At 65.6% G+C, this 15,100-nt stretch carries 17 protein-coding genes; 9 read left to right on the top strand and 8 right to left on the bottom strand.

All coding sequences use genetic code 11. The annotated features are described in order from the left end of the window. The 5 genes from K9L28_09005 to K9L28_08985 form a co-directional block, all read right to left on the bottom strand. On the bottom strand, nt 1-478 hold a 478-nt coding region (locus K9L28_09005), incomplete at its 3' end, for a (5-formylfuran-3-yl)methyl phosphate synthase (GenBank protein ID MCF7936467.1). Beyond that, nucleotides 475-1,215 carry a phosphoribosylformimino-5-aminoimidazole carboxamide ribotide isomerase gene (locus K9L28_09000; protein ID MCF7936466.1) on the bottom strand — a complete coding sequence of 247 codons (741 nt, stop codon included), beginning with the start codon at nt 1,213-1,215 and terminating at the stop codon, nt 475-477. The genes K9L28_09000 and K9L28_09005, both read right to left, overlap by 4 nt. A gap of 40 nt (nt 1,216-1,255) precedes the next feature. Then, on the bottom strand, nt 1,256-2,458 hold the full coding sequence (gene folP / locus K9L28_08995; GenBank protein MCF7936465.1) for a dihydropteroate synthase: 1,203 nt from the start codon (nt 2,456-2,458) through the stop codon (nt 1,256-1,258). Continuing rightward, complete coding sequence (gene queD, locus K9L28_08990) at nt 2,455-2,850, bottom strand: 6-carboxytetrahydropterin synthase QueD (GenBank protein MCF7936464.1); 396 nt, start codon at nt 2,848-2,850, stop codon at nt 2,455-2,457. Before queD ends, folP begins: the two co-directional genes overlap by 4 nt. A gap of 13 nt (nt 2,851-2,863) precedes the next feature. Beyond that, a complete protein-coding gene (locus K9L28_08985) occupies nt 2,864-3,427 on the bottom strand; it encodes a TraR/DksA C4-type zinc finger protein (protein ID MCF7936463.1) in 564 nt (187 codons plus the stop codon). A 152-nt stretch (nt 3,428-3,579) separates the two neighbouring features. On the opposite strand from K9L28_08985, the gene K9L28_08980 reads away from it, so the two are divergent. The 5 genes from K9L28_08980 (at nt 3,580) to K9L28_08960 (ending at nt 7,854) form a co-directional block, all read left to right on the top strand. Continuing rightward, complete coding sequence (locus K9L28_08980; GenBank protein ID MCF7936462.1) at nt 3,580-4,347, top strand: ADP-ribosylglycohydrolase family protein; 768 nt, start codon at nt 3,580-3,582, stop codon at nt 4,345-4,347. 182 nt (nt 4,348-4,529) lie between these two features. Beyond that, a complete protein-coding gene (locus tag K9L28_08975; GenBank protein ID MCF7936461.1) occupies nt 4,530-5,576 on the top strand; it encodes an iron ABC transporter substrate-binding protein in 1,047 nt (348 codons plus the stop codon). 48 nt (nt 5,577-5,624) lie between these two features. After that, a complete protein-coding gene (locus tag K9L28_08970) occupies nt 5,625-6,695 on the top strand; it encodes an iron ABC transporter permease (GenBank protein MCF7936460.1) in 1,071 nt (356 codons plus the stop codon). Next, complete coding sequence (locus K9L28_08965; GenBank protein MCF7936459.1) at nt 6,692-7,456, top strand: ABC transporter ATP-binding protein; 765 nt, start codon at nt 6,692-6,694, stop codon at nt 7,454-7,456. The genes K9L28_08970 and K9L28_08965 overlap by 4 nt, the downstream gene beginning before the upstream one ends. Then, nucleotides 7,456-7,854, top strand: a complete 399-nt coding sequence (locus K9L28_08960; GenBank protein MCF7936458.1) for a VanZ family protein — start codon at nt 7,456-7,458, stop codon at nt 7,852-7,854. Before K9L28_08965 ends, K9L28_08960 begins: the two co-directional genes overlap by 1 nt. A 43-nt stretch (nt 7,855-7,897) precedes the next feature. On the opposite strand, the gene K9L28_08955 is transcribed toward K9L28_08960, so the two are convergent. Beyond that, complete coding sequence (locus K9L28_08955) at nt 7,898-9,127, bottom strand: Zn-dependent hydrolase (protein ID MCF7936457.1); 1,230 nt, start codon at nt 9,125-9,127, stop codon at nt 7,898-7,900. 148 nt (nt 9,128-9,275) lie between these two features. Between K9L28_08955 and K9L28_08950 the strand changes: the two genes are divergently transcribed. Then, nucleotides 9,276-9,488, top strand: a complete 213-nt coding sequence (locus K9L28_08950; GenBank protein MCF7936456.1) for a hypothetical protein — start codon at nt 9,276-9,278, stop codon at nt 9,486-9,488. A 93-nt stretch (nt 9,489-9,581) separates the two neighbouring features. Here the strand turns inward: K9L28_08950 and K9L28_08945 are convergent, their stop codons facing one another. After that, the gene (locus K9L28_08945; GenBank protein ID MCF7936455.1) at nt 9,582-11,180 is read right to left on the bottom strand and encodes a hypothetical protein; all 1,599 of its coding nucleotides are present in this window, start codon (nt 11,178-11,180) and stop codon (nt 9,582-9,584) included. Nucleotides 11,181-11,823: 643 nt separating this feature from the next. Between K9L28_08945 and K9L28_08940 the strand changes: the two genes are divergently transcribed. From K9L28_08940 to K9L28_08930, 3 genes are all read left to right on the top strand, one after another. Continuing rightward, nucleotides 11,824-12,114 carry a nucleotidyltransferase family protein gene (locus K9L28_08940; protein MCF7936454.1) on the top strand — a complete coding sequence of 97 codons (291 nt, stop codon included), beginning with the start codon at nt 11,824-11,826 and terminating at the stop codon, nt 12,112-12,114. Beyond that, the gene (locus tag K9L28_08935; GenBank protein ID MCF7936453.1) at nt 12,111-12,455 is read left to right on the top strand and encodes a DUF86 domain-containing protein; all 345 of its coding nucleotides are present in this window, start codon (nt 12,111-12,113) and stop codon (nt 12,453-12,455) included. The genes K9L28_08940 and K9L28_08935 overlap by 4 nt, the downstream gene beginning before the upstream one ends. 98 nt (nt 12,456-12,553) lie before the next feature. Beyond that, nucleotides 12,554-13,549 (top strand): TIGR00266 family protein, encoded by a 996-nt coding sequence (locus tag K9L28_08930; GenBank protein MCF7936452.1) that lies wholly within the window; start codon nt 12,554-12,556, stop codon nt 13,547-13,549. A 101-nt stretch (nt 13,550-13,650) separates the two neighbouring features. Here K9L28_08930 and K9L28_08925 read toward each other — a convergent pair. Beyond that, the coding region (locus K9L28_08925; GenBank protein ID MCF7936451.1) for a hypothetical protein at nt 13,651-15,100 on the bottom strand (1,450 nt) is incomplete at its 5' end.

Below are 15,100 nucleotides of genomic sequence, written 5' to 3'. Positions count from 1 at the left end.
TGTCCAGGAGGCAGCCCGCCACCCCCGCTTCGGCGGCGCAGCGCGGCACCGACAGGGGGTTGATGCCCTTGGAAAGCGGTGCGTCGGGGTAGACGCCCGCCACCAGCGCTGTTGCCGGGCTCTCTGCGGCCAGCGCCGCGGCCACCGTCCCGAGCAGGCGGCAGACCGCCTCTTCGGTGGATGGGCCGTAGAGCCCCACCTTCACGATTGAGGCGCCCGCCGACGCCGCGCCTACCGCCGCCAGCGCCGCCGTGCCGGGCAGGTCCGGCATGTCCCCCAGGGCCGCGCTCACGTGGAGCTCCGCCGGTGTGGCCGCCCGCACAGCCCGCACTGTTGCCGGGGAGGGGGCTCCCAGCGCTCCTTCGGCCGGGTTTTTCACATCCATGATGTCGGCGCCGCCGGAGAGGGCGGCCGGTACCTCCTCGGCCGAGAGAACGCTTGCCAGCAGTGCCGTCCGTTCCGGATGGAGGGTCCTCATGGGGACACCTCCTCGATATCCGTTGACGTGATCCAGCCCCGGTGGAGGGCCGTGGCCGCCAGGACGCCGGAGACGCCCAGGGAGGCGAGATGACCCAGTTCCCCGGCGGAGCGGAGCCCCCCGCCGGCGTAGAGCTCCAGCTCCGGGAAGGCCCGACGGGCGGAGCCCAGCAGCTCGAAGGGGAGGCCCCCGCCCGTGCCCACCTGTTCCAGTCCCAGCAGGATCACCCTCCGCCAGCCCGTGGAGGAGAGCAGTTCCAGGCTCTCCATAATGGTCCGCTCCGCGAAGGGAGAACCCTCCCCGGTGAGGGGCCGTCGGTCTTTGATGTCCAGACTGAAGATCCGCTGTCTCTCCGGGAGCGTCACGGAAAGGCTGTGGAATCCCTCTTCGCCGTTCAGGGTCTCGGAGCCGACGATGGCTGCGGCGGCAGGAACCTGTTCGAGCAGAGCCTCTACCGCTTCCAGGGTGCCCGTTCCCGCGTCGATCCACGGCGGCACACCGGCAGCGACGGCAAGCTGGTCGAGAAGGGAGGCGTTGTCCCCCTTCCCCTGCAGCGCGTCCAGATCGGCGGCGTACCATGTGGAGGCGCCGGTGGCGGCCAAGAGAGCCCTCAGCAGGTCGAGAGGGTCGCTGCTGTCGGTCAGAACGCTTTCCACCGGGCGGTAGCGCTCCCGTTCGCCCCGGTAGCCCTGCACCGCCGCGCCGTCCTTGATATCCAGTACGGGCAGTACCTCCATGATTGCTCCTTTCCTTCCCTGGGCCGGTCTGCGGCCGCGGTTATCCCTTCACGGCCTGGATGGTCCGGAGGACCTTGGCGTTCTCCGCCACATCGTGCACGCGGATCAGAGGGACGCCCTGCCAGGCGCAGAGCGCCGAAACGGCCAGCGTCCCCTCCAGGCGCCCCGCCGGGTCCTCCTCGCCGGTGACCCGGCCGATGGTGCTCTTCCGGGAGTGCCCCACCAGCAGCGGAAGCCCGAAGGTGCGGAAGGCCTCCAGGTGGCGCAGGATGGCCAGGTTGTCCTCCTTCCGCTTGCCGAAGCCGATCCCCGGGTCCAGGATCAGCTGGTCGCGGCGGATGCCGCACCGCAGGGCGTAGCCGACCCGCTCGTCGAAGTATCCGGTCATTTCGGCGAAGAGGTGGTGGTAGTGGGGGTCGCGCTGCATGGTTTTCGGGGTGCCCTTGATGTGCATCAGCACCGTGGGGACACCGAGTCGGGCCACCGTGGGGGCCATGGCTTCGTCGAAGGCGAACCCGGAGATGTCGTTGACCATGTCGGCACCGGCCTCCACAGCGGCACGGGCCACGGAGGCCTTGGTGGTGTCCGCCGAGAGCACGGCCCCGGGGAAAGCCCTGCGCAGCGCCTCGATGTCGGGGAGGAGTCGGTCCATCTCTTCATCCTCGCTCACCGGCTCCGAACCGGGGCGGGAGGACTCGGCGCCGATGTCCAGAATGGCGGCGCCCGCTTCCAGCATGGCGCCGCCTGTTGCCACGGTTCCCCGGGAGGCCACACGGCTGCCGGCGTAGAAGGAGTCGGGGGTGCGGTTGAGGATGCCCATGATCCTGGTGTGGCTGTCCAGCGTCAGCGTTCTGTCCCCAGGCAGCTGCAGGGTGGATGCCGCGGTGTGCAGGTTGTCCAGGGCCTCCGTCAGAGCCGTGCGGACGGTCGGCAATCCCCAGTAGGGCATGGCCTCCAGCTTGTCCGCCAGCATCCGGAGCTGCTTCTCGGTGCCGATCAGAATGCAGTCGCTTTTCTCGATTCCGCCGTCGATGGTCTGCCGGTGGACCGCCACGTCGCCGCCCCGGGAGAGCAGCTCCTGCTTCAGTGCGTTGGCGGCCCGGAAGTCCAGTTCGGGGAAGACCAGCGAGAGGGTCTCCCGCTTCCGGTCGAAGTAGGGCAGACAGCGTTTGTCCGCCCCCAGACGCTCCAGCCCCGCGGCGAGCTCCCGGCGCGAACGGAAGCGGTGCCAGTAGGGGGTCATCGCGGCATCATCCCCTCGGCTTCGGCGCGCTCCACATCCTCGCGGTGGATGGCCACCGATGAGGTGGCGGTCTCCCAGACCTGCACGGCGTAGAGGGTACAATGTTGGTGGTCAACCTCCGGCGCCAGCTGCCGCCATATCCAGAGGGCGATGCGTTCCGCCGTCGGCTGGGGGAGGACGTCGTTGAGGTAGGCGTGGTCCAGCGAGGCCAGGGCATGGTCCGTGACGATCCGCTTGAGGGTCAGGAAGTCCATCACCATGCCCTCGCTGTCCGGCCTTCCCTCCAGCGTGACCCGGAGCCTGTAGGTATGGCCGTGGAGGGCCTCGCACTTGCCGTGGTACGCCTCGAGCCGATGGGCCGCATCGAAGGTGAACTCCTTATGGAGAAACATGGCACGCACCCTTTCATGTGTTGTTTTCGTGGAGCCTACCACGTTCCAGGACCTTGTGGAAGCAGGGGATACAGAGGCGCCTTCCTCCCAGACAGCGGAGCCGGGGCTCCATAACCGGTTCGCCGCACTCCTCGCAGGGGGCGCTCCGGTAGAGTGATGCCCGGAAGGGCATCGGTTCCCCGGCGGGACCGACGGCGACCGCCTCCTCCAGTGGCGCCGCCATGATCGCCGCGGCCCGTTCGGCATGGCTTCCCTCCTGCGCGCCTGCCGGCGGTGTGGCGACAATGCGTTCCGCATACCCGTCGCTGCGCCGGTAGAAGGAGAAGGCGGTCTTGCCGTAGTCGCGGTGGAGCAGGTTCCCCTTGCCGAAGGTGCAGCCCAGCAGCGCCTGGATGGCGTCGACCGAACAGTTGTCGCATTCGGCCACGGCCACCACCTCCTCGTCGCCGCCGCTGGGACCCACGGTGGCCAGGGCCCTCTCGGCGATCCGCAGCCCCATCGCCAGTCCCGGACACCAATGGCCGTGGAAGGTTCGGGCATAGTCGATCTGTTCCGGAGTCAGTGTCTGTACATGCATGGAATACCTCCAGCCGCTGTGCGGTCTGCTCCGGCGACAGCCGGAGCCTTGTGCAGGGATGATACCGGTTATTATACTACATGCTATTGCGCGATAGCGGTCTGCCCGGGAGAAGGCGGGCGACCGCCCTGCGGAAAAAAGGAGGGGAAGCGATGATCGGAGCCATTGCGGGCGATGTGATCGGGTCGGTCTACGAAGGCCGGCCTGTCAAGCGGACCGATTTCCCGCTCTTTCTTGAGGGGAGCCGATTCACCGACGATACGGTGCTCACCGTGGCGCTGGCGGACTGCCTGCTCAGCGGCGGCAGCTACCGGGACTACCTCTGTCGCTACGGGCAGGCCTATCCCGATGCGGGCTTCAGCAGCGCCACCAGGCGCCGACTGCTGCAGGGGGCCCGGGAGCCCGCGAACAGCCTGGGCAACGGGGCGGCCATGCGGGTGAGCCCTGTCGGCTGGGCCTTCGACGACGAGGAAGTGGTGAAGGCGGAGGCCGAGGCGAGCGCACTGCCCACCCACGGCCACCCCGAGGGGATCAGAGGGGCACAGGCGGTGGCGCTGGGGGTGTTCTGGGCGCGCAGAGGGGTGGACCGGCGGGAGATCGCCCGCCGGGTGGAATCCTTCGCCGGGTACGATCTGGGCACCTCCATTGCGGAGCTCCGCCCAGCCTACCGTTTCGACGCCACCGCGCCGGGCAGCGTTCCCCAGGCGTTTCGTGCCTTTCTTGAGGCCGGGGACTTCGAGGAGGCGGTGCGTCTGGCCGTCTCCCTGGGGGGTGACGCCGACACCCTGGCCGCCATCGCCGGGGCGCTGGCGGAGGCCGCCTGCGGCCCGCCGCCGGCCTGGATCGCCGACGAGGTGCGCCGTCGCCTCCCCACAGGGTTCCTCGACGTGATCGAGCGATTTGGGCAACGCTACCTATAGATTGGTACAGGAATCCCTTGCGCTGCCGAGTGTTACGGATTAGTATATTCGTAACACCAATTGGGTATGGAGGGATTCCTGTGCGTGGACGAAGCGGACTGTATCAAGTGACTGCGGTGCTCTCTCTTGTGCTGGCGGCGGCCTTCCTTTCTGCCGGAGCGGCGTGTGCGGGGAACGATACCATGGAGGTCACCGATGCCTGGGGGCGGGAGCTGACGGTGCCCAGACACCCGGAGCGGGTGATCTGTTCCGGCCCGGGGAGTCTGCGCTATCTGGTCTATCTCCAGGCGGAGGACCGGATCGTCGGTGTGGACGACATGGAAAAGAGCCGGCGCACCTTCGAGGCCCGGCCCTACTTTCTGGCCCATCCCGAATTCAAGGAACAGCCGCTTTTCGGCGAGTTCCGCGGCCACGACAACCCCGAACTCATCGCCGCCCTGGACCCCAGGCCGCAGGTGATCTTCAGGACCTACGGCAATATGGGCTACGACCCGGAGGAGCTGCAGGCCAAGACCGGTATCCCCGTGGTGGTGCTGAACTACGGAACACTCACCACCTATCGGGACGACATGGAGGAGGCCCTGCGGATCATGGGGCGTGTCCTTGGCAGGGAGGAGCGCGCCGGAGCGGTGATCGACTTCTTTGCCGAAGCACAGGCCGATCTGGAGGCGCGGACCGGCGACATCCCCAAAAAGGGGCGTCCCACCTGCTATGTCGGCGGGATCGCCCACAAGGGGCCCCACGGTTTCCGCTCCACCGAGCCGGCCTACCCGCCCTTTGTCTTCACCAACGCCCGGAATGTCGCCTTTGATCCCTCCAGAGAGGGAGGGCAGCTGCAGCACGCCACGGTGGCCCGGGAGCAGATCGTCGCCTGGGATCCGGACTACCTCTTTGTGGACCTCTCCACTGTCCAGGCGGGGCAGGAGTCCGGGGCGGTCTACCAGCTGCAGCACGATGCCTGCTACCAGGTGCTGACGGCGGTTCTGGAAGACAGGGTCTACGGGGTGCTGCCCTACAACTGGTATACGAGAAACTACGGCTCCATCCTGGCCAACGCCTACTTCGTGGGCAGCGTGCTCTATCCGGAGCGCTTCAGCGATATCGATCCCGTGGCCAAGGCCGACGAGATCTACACATTCCTGGTGGGCGGGCCGGTCTTTGATAAGATGAACGAATCCTTTCTGAATCTGGTCTTCACCCGTCTGGATCTGGATGCGATCGGCAACTAGGCAGGGTATAATGACGTATACGTCGTATTGCTCGGAGGGATGAGGCTGATGCATCTCGAAGAGGGAACGGTCCCGACGGCCTACACCCGCTATATCGGTGTCAAGATCGGCCTGATCCTCCTTGGCGTGGTGCTGCTGGCCGCACTGGTGGTCGTCGCCGTCTCGGTGGGGGCGGTGCGGATTCCGCCGGTGGAGGTGCTCCAGACGTTGCTGATGCAGCATGTCTCCAGGCGGCTCGACGTGATTGTCTTCAACATCCGTCTGCCCCAGGTCCTGACGGCTGTCGTCGCCGGAGCGGGGCTGGCCGCGGCCGGAGCGGTGATGCAGTCCGTGCTGGGGAACCCGCTGGGTTCCCCCTTCACCCTGGGGATCTCCCAGGCGGCGGCCTTCGGGGCCGCCTTCTCGGTGATGGTCATCGGCTCCGGGGTGATGCACAGCCCCGGCGCCGACGCCGTCACGGTGGTCAGACCGGGGATGACCACCCTGGCCGCCTTCGCCATGAGCATGGTGGCCACGGCGGTGGTGATCCTGGTGGCCCGGCTGCGGCGCGGCTCGCCGGAGGTGATGATCCTCGCCGGGGTGGCTCTGGGGTCGCTCTTTACCGCCGGGACGATGTTCCTGCAGTACTTCGCCGATGACGTCCAGCTGGCGGCTATGGTATTCTGGACCTTCGGAGACGTAGCCCGGGCGGACTGGGGCGAACTGGCCGTCATCGCCGCCGTGACCGGAGCGGTGACGCTCTACTTCGTCGCCAACGCCTGGAACTACAACGCCATCGACGCCGGCGACGAGACGGCTCAGGGGCTCGGCGTGCATGTCCGGCGGGTACGTCTGCTGGGGATGCTCTTCGCGTCGATGGTGACGGCGGTGGTCATCGCCTTTGTGGGGATCATCGGCTTTGTGGGGCTGGTCTGCCCCCACATGGTGCGGCGGCTCATCGGCGACGACAACCGCTTTCTGCTTCCCGGTTCCTGTGTCATGGGCGGCCTGCTGCTGCTGGCGGCGGACACCACGGCCCGTCTGGTAATGGCCCCCCACGTGCTGCCGGTGGCCGTGCTCACCTCCTTTGTGGGGGCGCCGGTCTTTCTCTATCTGATCGTCAAGGGGTATCGCCGATGATTCTCTCTGTTCAGGATGTGGAATTCAGCTACAAGAGCCGGAATGTCTTGCGGGACGTGAGCTTCGAGCTCCACCGGAACGAGCTGCTGGCCATCCTGGGGCCCAACGGCGTCGGCAAGACGACGCTCCTCAAATGCATCAACGCCATCCTCCGGCCCGGCGGGGGCAGCATCCTGGTGGAGGAGACCGATCTGCTGACGCTGTCGCAGATGGAGATCGCCAGGAATCTGGCCTATGTGGCCCAGCAGGCGGAAGGGGGGCGGCTGACCGCCTTCGACGCCATCCTCCTGGGCCGGCGGCCCCATATCCAGTGGAAGATCGGCCGGGAGGATCTGGTGAAGACCGATGCCATCATCAGGACGCTTGGTCTGGAAGAGCTCTCGCTCCGTTTCCTCGACGAGATGAGCGGCGGGGAGCTCCAGAAGGTGGGCATCGCCCGCGCCCTGGTCCAGGAGCCGCGGGTGCTGCTGCTGGACGAGCCCACCAGCAGCCTGGACCTCAAGAACCAGCAGGAGATCCTGGGCACCATCCGTCATATCGTCAGCGGCCACGGGATGGCCGGGATCATGACCATGCACGATCTCAACTCGGCGCTCCGCTTCGCCGACAAGGTGCTTTTCATGCGAAGGGGCGAGATCTTCGCCGCCACCGAACGCAAAGGGGTCACCCCGGAGATGGTGGAGGCTGTCTACGGTCTGCCGGTGGAGATCGAATACATCCGGGGGCATCCCGTGGTGCTCCCGCTGGAGCGTGCCGGCTAGTGGTGCGGCTGCTGCGGATCGGGGCCTGTCTGCTCTGGCTTGTTCTGCTGGGAGGTGTGGTGGCCTTCTCCCTCAGGGAGGCCATGGAGTTCCCCGGCGACACGGAGCATCTGGACAAGCTCTACCATGCCGCCGGCTACGCTGCCCTGAGCGTTCTGCCGGTTCTGTTCGTCACCCGTCGGCGACTGCTGCCGTTTTTCCTGGTCGGGGTCTTTCTCCTGGGGATTGTGCTGGAGTACTTCCAGGGCTGTGTCCCCGGCCGGGTCCCCTCGGCGGGGGACGCCGTGGCCAATGCCGTCGGGGTGGTGGCCGGTTATGTGCTGGGGCGGTGGATGCTCGCCTGCTGCCGGGGGTGGTTCCCGCACCGATGGAAAAGCATCTCTTCGGAGAGCGAGTAGCCGCCCCGTCAGGAGAACGCGGAGACGGGACGGCTGCTGTGGGCTATGCGCCCCGGGCCAGCTCGACAATGCTGTCGCAGAGCACCTGGCAGCCCCTGGCGGTGTCTGTGTAGCTGGTCCGTTCCACCGGGGTGTGGCTGACGCCGCCGATGGAGGGGACAAAGATCATCGCCGTGGGGCAGAGGTAGTGCATGAACTGGGCGTCGTGGCCGGCTCCGCTGGGGAGCCGGAGTGCGCTGTACCCCCGTTCCTGGGCGTGGCGTTCCACCATCTCCACCACCTCCGGCGGGAAGCGCACCGGCCTGGCGTCGGCCATCTGCTCCAGCTCCGCCTCCAGGCCGTGGGTATTGGCGATCTCTTCCACCAGCTGCCGGACCTCCTTTTGCCCCTCCTCGTAGAGCTCCGGGTCGTACTGCCGCATATCCACGGTACAGCGGGCCCTGGAGGGGATGACGTTCACCATATCCGGTTCGGGAGCCAGACGCCCCATGGTGGCCACGGTGTTCTCCCCGAGCTCCACGGCCAGTTCGCGGATCCGGCAGCATAGGTCGGCGGCGCCCAGCAGGGCGTCCCGCCGCAGCGGGATGGGCGTGGTCCCGGCGTGCCCCGCCTTGCCCCGGAAGTGGCAGCGCCACCAGGCGATGCCCTGGATCCCTTCCACAATGCCGATCTCCTTCTCTTCGTCTTCCAGCACGGGGCCCTGTTCGATATGGAGTTCCAGGTAGGCCTTGGGGGTGACGCTGTCGCTCCCGCGGAAGCCGATGCGTTCCAGTTCCTCCCCGACGGTCCGGCCGTCGTCGTCACGGGCCGCCAGGGCCTCCTCGAGCGGGAGCTTGCCCGCCATGACCATGCTTCCCATCATGTCCGGCTGGAAGCGCACCCCCTCCTCGTTGGTGAAGGCCGCCACGGCCACGGGATGCTCCGTCTCGATCTTCCCCTCGTTAAGGCTTCTGATGACCTCCAGACCGGCCAGCACCCCCAGGGCGCCGTCGAAGGCCCCCCCTTCGTGGACCGTGTCCAGGTGGGATCCCGCGATCACCGGGTCGCCGTCCCGACGTCCGGGGCGGATGCCGAAGATGTTCCCGATCGGATCGATCCGTACCTCCAGGTTCTCCTCCTCCAGCCAGGAGACAAAGAGCTCCCGGGCCTCCCGGGCGGCCTCGCCGAGGGCGAGCCGGGAGATGCCCTGCTCGTCGCTGACGAATCCGATGCGTCCCATGATCCGCAGGCTCTCTTCGAGCCGTTTGCCGTTGATTTCCACCGACTGTGCCACTGCTGGATCGCCTCTTTCCGTTCGCTGGTCTTGTTCTGCAGAATACCCCGCAGCAAGTGTACCAGAGCCTCGCCGGTTGGTGCCGGGTTCCGGTGACTCTCCTGTATAGTAGGGAGGACAACGGTGTGGCAGAGAGGGGGGTGAGCGCATGCGCCGGCAGAAACAGCCCGATCCGGAGAAGTCCTTCTGGAAGGTGATCCAGTCTATCGGCAAGGCCCAGTATCAGCTGGATGCCATCCTGGAGGAGTTCCCCGAGGAGGTGGCGGGGCACGAGGAGTCTATCCACGAGCTGCGGAACAGCCTGGAGGACCTGGAGATGGAGGTCTTCGCCGTCAAGGACAGCGTCAGGGGGGGCATGTGAGGTTGCTGCAGCGGCGTACACAACGGCCCGGGGCCTGAAGGCCCCGGGCCGTATCCTCGATCAAAGAGCGAAGAGCCTGTTATGCCTCTGTGGTCACCATTTGACCTCGTCCATCAGCCGGGATGGAAGGAGGCCCTGCACGTCGGCGTCGGACTTGAGGGTGTTGATCTCGGTGACCGTGGCGCTGTCGCCGGAGGTCTCCAGGTTGCAGACGTGCCACCAGGGGTGGTTGTTGGGGTTACTGGTGGGCACGTTCCACTGGTACATGCTGCCGCCCACCAGAAGGGTGACGCTGCAGCCCGAGTCCTCGATGGGCCCGTAGGCCTGACCGCTGTAGTTTTTCACCAGGTAATGGTAGGTGCCGTCGTAGAACCGGGTGATGGTGACGATCTCCGGACCGTAGGACGATCTGTCGTCGGTGTCCAGCAAGGCATAGGGCTGCTCGGTGAGGCTCCCCTTGGCGTTATAGTAGACATGGGTCTGGTGGTCGCCGTCGGGCAGGAAGAGATGGGCGTCCAGGTCCGAGGGATCGGCGCCCCACTGCATGGTGAAGGTGACCCGCGACTGGGAGAGGGTAAGGGTATTGTCCTTGGTCTGTCCTGCAGCTGCGGCCGTCTCGCTGACCACCGAGGAGCCCACGTTGCCTTTGACGGCCCAGACGGCGATGGCGTCCGAAGGCGCCGTGGTCAGCTCCACCACGCCGGAGCTGTTGGTGTAGCCGCGGTTCTGGTAGCCGTTGCCGCGGACATAGACGGTGGCGTTCTGCACGGGGTTGCCGTCGATATCCCTGACGGTGACCCGCTTGGTGGATTCGTTTTCTATCCAGCGGTCGATGTTCATCCACACGCCGTTTCTCCAGCCCCAGCCGACCCACTCTGCGCTCTTGGCCCGGCCGCTCTGCCTGGCCAGCGGGGAACCGGCGAAGTCGTCGCCGCTGACCACCGTCTCGAAGACATCGCCCGATTTGGTAGCCGTCCCTGTCTGGCGCCAGATCCCGTCGGTGAAGTTCAGATACCAGGAGGGGACGGTGGCGCCGGGATCGGCGGTGGGATCCACAGGGTAGCGGATCGTGATGTCCTCGCTGGGAACGAAGTAGAGCGGACTTCCGGCGTCGTCGGCGGCGTTGATGTTGACGATGCCGTAGCTCTGGAGCAGCGACGGATCCTCCTGGCTCTTCCCCGATCTCGCAGCGGAGGCGCTTCCCGTGGGGATGCCGAGGAAGCTCCCCGGGAACTGATCCATATAGTTTGGTGCCGAGGGCTTGACGGCGGTAAAGGTGACATTGGCCGAACCGGCAGGCGTGCCGTCCTCCTTAACCAGCGCGTTGGGCGGGATGGTGATCGACCCGCCACTGTCGGTATCCTCCACGGTGCCGCCTGCAGCCGGATCGATGGCCTGGCTGGCGCCCGACTGCCGCAGGAAGGTCTTGATTGTTGTGGTTTCGCCCTGAGTGACGTCAACCTCCACATACTGCGGGAGGTAGCCGTCCTTGGTGAGCTGCAGCACAATCCCCGTGTCCGGGGAGAGCTCGAGGTTGAAGTATCCCTGCTCGTTGGCCGTGGCCGTTGTCCCTTCCCGCAGTCCCGCGGCAGCCATGGCGTTGGTCATCACTTCAACGGTGAATCCGCCGAGGTCATTGGAGTTGGCGGCGTCCATACCGTGCCCCCAGACCATTCCGGCCTGATGGGTCACGGGCCCGGGTGTCGGTGTCGGCGTCACTCCAGGTGTTACCGTTGGTGCCACTGTCGGCGATGGGCCGGGTGTCGGTGTGGGTGTTCCCCCGCCGCCTCCCCCTCCTCCGCAACCGCCGGCAATTGCGACGGTGAACAGCAAAAGCAACGCCGGTGCCCAGAATCTCCACGCTTTTCTCCGATCCTTCCGTATGCTTCCATCCCCGCTTCATTTTTGTTGAAGCGCTCCAAAAACGTTTTAGCTAATCGTAATATAGTCGGGCAGAGAGGGAAAGTCAATAGGCTGTGGTCTGGGGGAGAGAAAAATAACTGAGTTGATGGGCCCTATCGCGTCGGGCCCTTGTGTGCAACGTAGCAGAGAGAGATTATAATAATACAAAGAGCGATCCCGGGACAGGAGAAAGGGAGGCAGGGCGATGACACAGTGGTATCTCAGCTACGACGGTCGGCGTTTGGGGACCTTCGAGCAAAGGAAGGCAATGCCGGGCCCGCTTCCCCCTTGATTCACTGTGATACCATTATCGCGTGGCAGGTGGATCTCTTCTGTGGCGTGGGACTGCAGAGGAGGTGTTGACGGAGTGATCCCCCGGCAGAGGCGTTGCGGTTGGAGACGTCCTCTCCGGGTGGGCCAGGGAGGGAAGGATATGACTATTGCGCGGCTCCTCGAGGAGCATCGCAAGGATATTGTCCGGCTCTGCGAGCGATACGGCGTGCGTAACCTCCGGGTCTTCGGTTCGGTGGCCCGCGGTGAGGCCGATGCCGCGAGCGATATCGATCTGCTCGTGGAGATGGAGCCCGGCAGAGGGCTTCTGGATCTCGGTGGATTCCAGTATGAGGTGCAACAGCTTCTCGGCCGACCGGTGGATGTCGTGACCGAGGGGGGATTGAGACCCCGGATACGGGAGCGGGTGCTTCGGGAGGCCCTGCCGCTGTGAGAGAGCCCGCAGAACGCCTTCGGGATATCCTGGAGTCCATTGCCGCGATCGAGCGGTATCTCCACTGTGGTCGCCAACGTTTTGACGGAGATGAACTGCTGCAGGGATGGTTTGTCTGGCATCTGCAGATCATTGGGGAGGCGGTGCGGGCTCTGCCTCAGGAGGTGCGGGACCGGGCACCGGATATCGACTGGAACAGGATCATCGGCATGCGGAATGTGCTGGTCCACGGGTATTTCGGGATTGATACCGAGATTGTCTGGATTACGGCCTCCCGGGATCTCCCTGTACTCAAAACGCAGATAGAAGCGCTTCTGTGGGTGCTGGGGGAACAGCAGTAGCGCAAATGCGGAACCTCTCGCGTCTCTGTATGCATGAAGTTTGCTGTGGCAACCCTCGACAGGCCGCAGGAGAACATATCGAAGAAGGAGGCAGGGCGATGACACAGTGGTATCTCAGCTACGACGGTCGGCGTTTGGGGCCCTTCGAGCAGGGGCAGGCGGAGGCCCAGGTGCGGGAGAAGCAGAACGGCTATGCCTGGCGCCAGGGCTTTACGGAGTGGAAACCCATCAGCGAGGTGAGCGAGCTCCGCGGCGGGGAGATCCCTACCCATGTGCCCCCGCCCCCCGGTGGCGGGCAGGCCGACGTGATCGACTACAAGATCCTCGGCTCGGAGATGCAGTTCGTGGAGGTGGAGCTCGACCCCGGCGAGAGCGTGGTGGCCGAAGCGGGCGCCATGATGTATATGGAACCGGACATCCACATGGAGGCCATCTTCGGCGACGGTTCCGCGCAGTCTTCGGGAGGCGGCTTTCTGCAGAGCCTGGTGGGGGCCGGCAAGCGGGTCTTCACCGGTGAGAGCCTCTTCATGACGGTCTTCCAGCACAAGGGGAGCGGCAAGGGCCACGTGGCCTTCGGGGCGCCCTATCCGGGCAACGTGCTCCCTATCCCGCTGCCCACCGTGGGCGGGATGCTGGTCTGCCAGAAGGACAGCTTCCTCTGCGCCGCCAAGGGGGTTTCCATCGACCTCTATCTGCAGCGGAAGATCCTCACCGGACTCTTCGGCGGCGAGGGCTTCATCATGCAGAAGCTTATCGGCGACGGGCTGGTCTTCGTCCATGCCGGCGGCACGGTGGTGGAGCGCAACCTAGGGCCGGGCGAGACGGTCAAGGTGGACACCGGCTGCGTGGTAGCCTTCGACAGCGGCGTGAACTTCGAGATCCATCAGGCCGGCAACATCAAGACCTCCCTCTTCGGCGGCGAGGGGCTCTTCCTGGCGGAGCTCACCGGCCCCGGCACGGTGTGGCTGCAGTCGCTGCCCTTCTCCCGGCTGGCGGGACGGATGCTCCGGGCGGCGCCGCAGAAGGGCGGCAGCAAGGGCGAGGGCTCCATCCTCGGTGCCCTGGGCAACATCGTGGATGGTGACAACAACTAACGAGGACTTTGAGAATCGGTCGTTCGGTTTTTCTTACATCAAGGGATGGAGCGGGGCGGGCCGTCGGTCCGCCCCGTGCTGATGGGCGGATGCCGGTTATTCTAGCGCCGCAGCAGCACGATGATCCCCGGAACGAGCACGAGGAGCAGTGTTGTTGCCGGGAGCCCGGCGGAACAGCCGCCCTCCCCTTTCGGGGGCGTGTCGGTGGGATCGGGGATTGCTGTGGGGACCGGAACAGCGAGGAGGGCTACCTGGGTAGCCACCCCGTAGACGGTGCCATCCAGATCGAAGATTGACTGGTCGCGCAAGCTGTAGCGCAGACATTCCGGTTCGGTAAGGCAGAAAGCGGCGTCACTGCTGTCTGTGTCTGGAGGAATGCACGCCCAGCATGTGGTCCAGTCGTTAAATGCAAATACCTTTATTGGGTGTGTGTGCCCTTTTTGTTGGCAGAAGATATCCGATGTGTGGATAACGAAGACACCCTGTTCTGTGCCGTTCAGGAGCCTCCCCGAGATCCTCCCGCCGCAGAGATATCCCGGATCGGCCTTCTTGCAGAGGGGGTGACTGGAGCCGTTTTCGGTACTGTTGAGGAAGTCCAGCAATGACTGTTGCACAGCAGGACCCAGCGGGGAGACGGTGAGGCCGGTGGTGTTCCCGTTGCCGACGGAGACATCGCCGCTTGTCAGTGGCGCTACGTAATTTGGTCGGGGTGTGGTTGTCGTTGCTGTTGTTGGTTCCGGTGTCGCCGTCGGCGGTATGGTCGTTGGTGGACTTGTAGGAGCCGGCGTGGCAGTCGGTGGAACCGGCGTGGCTGTTGGTGGAACCGGTGTCGCCGTCGGCGGCACGGGCGTCGATGTGGGAGCGGCTGTCGGTGTCGGCGGCACTGGTGTGGGCGTCGGCAGTGGGGCGAAGAGCGCCTCGATCCGATGGTCTGCGCTGACGTGGTGGAAGGTGTAGCGGTCCGGCGAGCCCACCGCCGTTCCGTCTACGGAAACCGTATCGATCAGAGAGCCGATATCCGGGGAGATCTCGAAGGCGACATCATCGCTGCAGGCCACCGTCACGTCGCCGGAGGGGACGATGGAACCTCCTTCGTCGGCACTGGCGGTAATGGTGAAGACCGGCACAGGCGTCGGCGTGGGTATTGCCGTCGGTGTCGGTTCCGTTGTCGGAGTGGGAGGAACCGGTGTCGATGTCGGCGGTACGGATGTCGGCGTGGCTGTTGGTGGAACCGGTGTCGCCGTCGGCGGCACGGGCGTCGATGTGGGAGCGGCTGTCGGTGTCGGCGGCACCGGTGTGGGCGTCGGCAGTGGGGCGAAGAGCGCCTCGATCCGATGGTCTGCGCTGACATGGTGGAAGGTGTAGCGGTCCGGCGAGCCCACCGCCGTTCCGTCTACGGAAACCGCATCGATCAGATAGCCGATATCCGGGGAGATCTCGAAGGCGACATCATCGCTGCAGGCCACCGTCACGTCGCCGGAGGGGACGATGGAACCGCCTTCGTCGGCACTGGCGGTAATGGTGAAGACCGGCACAGGCGTCGGTGTGGGC

This window comes from Synergistales bacterium (genome assembly GCA_021736445.1).
Taxonomy (GTDB): Bacteria; Synergistota; Synergistia; order Synergistales; family Aminiphilaceae; genus JAIPGA01.
Note: the sequence above shows the minus strand (reverse complement) of the source record. Positions and strands in the feature narration are given on the sequence as shown.